Origin of the sequence: Roseibium sp. (assembly GCF_025698965.1) — a bacterium.
GTDB lineage: Bacteria > Pseudomonadota > Alphaproteobacteria > Rhizobiales > Stappiaceae > Roseibium.
The window spans coordinates 1-2,682 of sequence record NZ_JAILWL010000661.1 but is presented as its reverse complement, the minus strand read 5'-3'; the positions used below and the strand labels follow the sequence as shown (position 1 = coordinate 2,682).

General features: G+C 54.1%; 4 protein-coding genes. 1 reads left to right on the top strand and 3 read right to left on the bottom strand.

The features are described from left to right. Positions 1-447: 447 nt before the first annotated feature. From K5905_RS31265 to K5905_RS31255, 3 genes are all read right to left on the bottom strand, one after another. Positions 448-1,224, bottom strand: coding sequence for a 1-acyl-sn-glycerol-3-phosphate acyltransferase (locus K5905_RS31265; RefSeq protein ID WP_297591618.1), 777 nt, complete (start codon positions 1,222-1,224; stop codon positions 448-450). Between the two features lie 70 nt (positions 1,225-1,294). Continuing rightward, the gene (locus tag K5905_RS31260) at positions 1,295-1,915 is read right to left on the bottom strand and encodes a YdcF family protein (protein WP_297591617.1); all 621 of its coding nucleotides are present in this window, start codon (positions 1,913-1,915) and stop codon (positions 1,295-1,297) included. A gap of 256 nt (positions 1,916-2,171) precedes the next feature. Next, positions 2,172-2,351, bottom strand: coding sequence for a hypothetical protein (locus K5905_RS31255; protein WP_297591616.1), 180 nt, complete (start codon positions 2,349-2,351; stop codon positions 2,172-2,174). On the opposite strand from K5905_RS31255, the gene K5905_RS31250 reads away from it, so the two are divergent. After that, complete coding sequence (locus K5905_RS31250) at positions 2,350-2,538, top strand: hypothetical protein (RefSeq protein ID WP_297591615.1); 189 nt, start codon at positions 2,350-2,352, stop codon at positions 2,536-2,538. The two genes, K5905_RS31255 and K5905_RS31250, sit on opposite strands and share 2 nt — an antisense overlap. The last annotated feature ends 144 nt before the right edge of the window (positions 2,539-2,682 follow it).

Sequence of the window (2,682 nt, the reverse complement as noted above, 5' to 3'; positions counted from 1 at the left end):
CCGGGTCATAGGCGAAAGCACTTCCGATGGTCGCAGTAAAAACAAAAGCGGCTGCGAGAAGAGAAGACAGAAATTTCTTGTTCGTACGCATGATTAAGCTCCGTATTACTTTGTTTAGTCTGAAATGATGCCCCCAATAACAAGGTCATTTGAGCATCGCGCTTACGTCTTGTGAACGCTGCACACCGAAAGTAGTTTCGATTTTTCAGAAAAGAATAGGTATAAACGATACGTGATCACGTGTTTACTTGGATAAACCAGAATTCACGGAGCCGTGTTATTTAGTTCAACTCGCAACAATAAGTAAATAACGCTCATGAGACGGGATTAATCTGCAACGCGCGTGCCTTCATCACCGCTCGGTCCACATAATGACACTGGCGATTGGCGTAACGTGAGCTTCGTCGATCTGGAAGAGGTTTCCCGAGAAATCCTGGGCCACACTCCCTAAGCCGGGTTCGCGTTTCTTTGCGCATCCACCTGCTGCAGAACCGGTGAGGGCTGTTTCGCCATGCGGGCCTCCTCGATCAGACGGTCACTGGCAGTCTCGATGGCCAAGACCATTTTCTGATGGAATTCGTCAGGGGCCAGGCCGGGCTCAATCGCCGGCAGGATCTCGACCACAACTGTTCCCGGATAAACGATCCAGGATGAGCGCGGCCAGTAGAGTCCGGCATTGTGAGCAATTGGCACCACCGGGCATTTCAGGTCCTTGTAAAGATGTGCGATGCCGAATTTGTATTTCGGATCGGCGCCTGCCGGGCGGCGCGTGCCTTCCGGAAAAATCAGGATCTGACGTTTTTCCGCAATGGCCTCCTTCGCGGCTTCCATCATCGCAGCAAGTGCTTCTGACTTCTTGCCGCGATTGATCGGGATTTGTCTGTATTTTGCCGTGTACCAGCCGAAAATCGGAATCCAGCGCAATTCCCGCTTGAGAATGAAGGTTGGACTGGAAAAGAGCGGAATCAACGTCACCGTTTCCCAGGCGGACTGGTGCTTCATCGCTGCAATGAAGCCACCATCGGGAAGGTTCTCCTTACCGCGGATTTCCACCTTGAGGCCCACGGTAACCCGCATCAGCAACAAAAGGGATTTCGACCAGACCGGCACGATCCACCAGCCCCAGCTGCGTGGCAGCAGCATGACCGGTGAAAACAGGATCATTTCAACAAAGGTGACGGTATAAAACAGAACCTGAAACAGGGAAGAACGCAGAAGAAGCATGGCACCTGAGCAAAGTGAATTGGCGAAATCGCCGGTCTGAGTCCAACCGTTCAGACGAGAACCGACTTGATCAGCTCACACCCTTCACGGTTATCCGAAGTCGGGCGAGGATATACTTCACATATTCGCGCATGAGAAGCCGGATCGTGGCAGGCTCTCTATACCAGGTATCCAGGTTCAGATCCTTGGAGAAGACGGGATAGGCAATCAGACTGACATCCGGCAGGACTTCGGACAGTTCAACCCTGGCTCTTGGCAGGTGATAGGCGCTGGTGACCACAAGCAGCGAATTGAATCCGTTCTTTTGGACCCAGTGCGCGGTTTCGACTGCATTGCCGGCGGTATTGAGTGCCACCCGGTCAAGGTCAACGCTGCTCTTTTCCAAAGGCATGCTGGACGATGTGACGGCTGCAAGCTGCTCACGCGTCGTCCCGGGATGAACTCCTGAGATCAGCAGTCGGTTGGCCCTGCCTTCCTCCAGCAGCCGCACCGCTTCATTGACGCGGGCATGCCCTCCGGTCAGAACGACAATCGCGTCCGCATTGGCTGTGACCGGGGTCTGCGCCTTGGAAACCTGATGGGCAAAGAACATGAACTGGACAAAAGCTCCAGTCACCAGGGAGGCAATGACCAGCAAAAACAGGATGCGCAGTCCGAACCGTCTTTTCCGGCGCCGGTCCGGTTTTGGCATGGCGGACGCATCCGCAGAACTTTCCGCGAGGGCAGACACATTCCGCCCCGGAACGGCGGAAACACCGTCCTCCAAAGCAGGATCTAAAACTGTGTCAGCGTGCGTCATGCGGCGACTATGATAAGTGATTCGGCCAATTTCGCGGCATCAGGCTCTTGCGACAAAATAACGACTTATGCCGTCACGTCAAAGATCGTTTCAAACCTTGCGCAAAGTGTGAAAAACAATTGCCGGTTTCGTTCCGGTCCAGAACCGGTCAATCCACCTTGGCAAGATGTGCCTTGACCGCCAGCCCCGAGGTCAACGCCGTTAGAACGGCAACCAGAAACACGACGCCGAACACACCGAAATATCCGGGCAGGCTGACAGAAACGGTTCCGAACAGAGCCGACATCTGATCGGACCCGGCTTGACCGGTTCCCTGTCGCGTCATCATGTCGACAATCACGAAACAGATGATTGCCTCCCGACAACCCTCCTTTCAGACCGAGCATAAGGAAGTGTCGTTGAAATTCACGCGCAATGAACGTGTCCTCGGCGCCGACCAAATGCAGAACCGAAACAACATCCTTGTTACCGGCCATCGCGGATTGCGTGGCAAATACGACGCTGAGCACCATTGATCCCATCACCAGGATCATGATTGCAAATCCTCCGACGACCACAGCGCCTGCCATCGCCGAAAGTCGGGACGTCCAAACCGAATGATCGTCGACGCTTGCACCGGTGACCTGTTGCGAAACTTGAGATCTGAGCTGTGCCAGGTT

Coding starts and splice junctions, on each gene's coding strand:
- K5905_RS31265 (WP_297591618.1), bottom strand. CDS start 1,224: ATGCTTCTTCTGCGTTCTTCCCTGTTTCAGGTTCTGTTTTATACCGTC.
- K5905_RS31260 (WP_297591617.1), bottom strand. CDS start 1,915: ATGCCAAAACCGGACCGGCGCCGGAAAAGACGGTTCGGACTGCGCATC.
- K5905_RS31250 (WP_297591615.1), top strand. CDS start 2,350: ATGTCGACAATCACGAAACAGATGATTGCCTCCCGACAACCCTCCTTT.
- K5905_RS31255 (WP_297591616.1), bottom strand. CDS start 2,351: ATGATGACGCGACAGGGAACCGGTCAAGCCGGGTCCGATCAGATGTCG.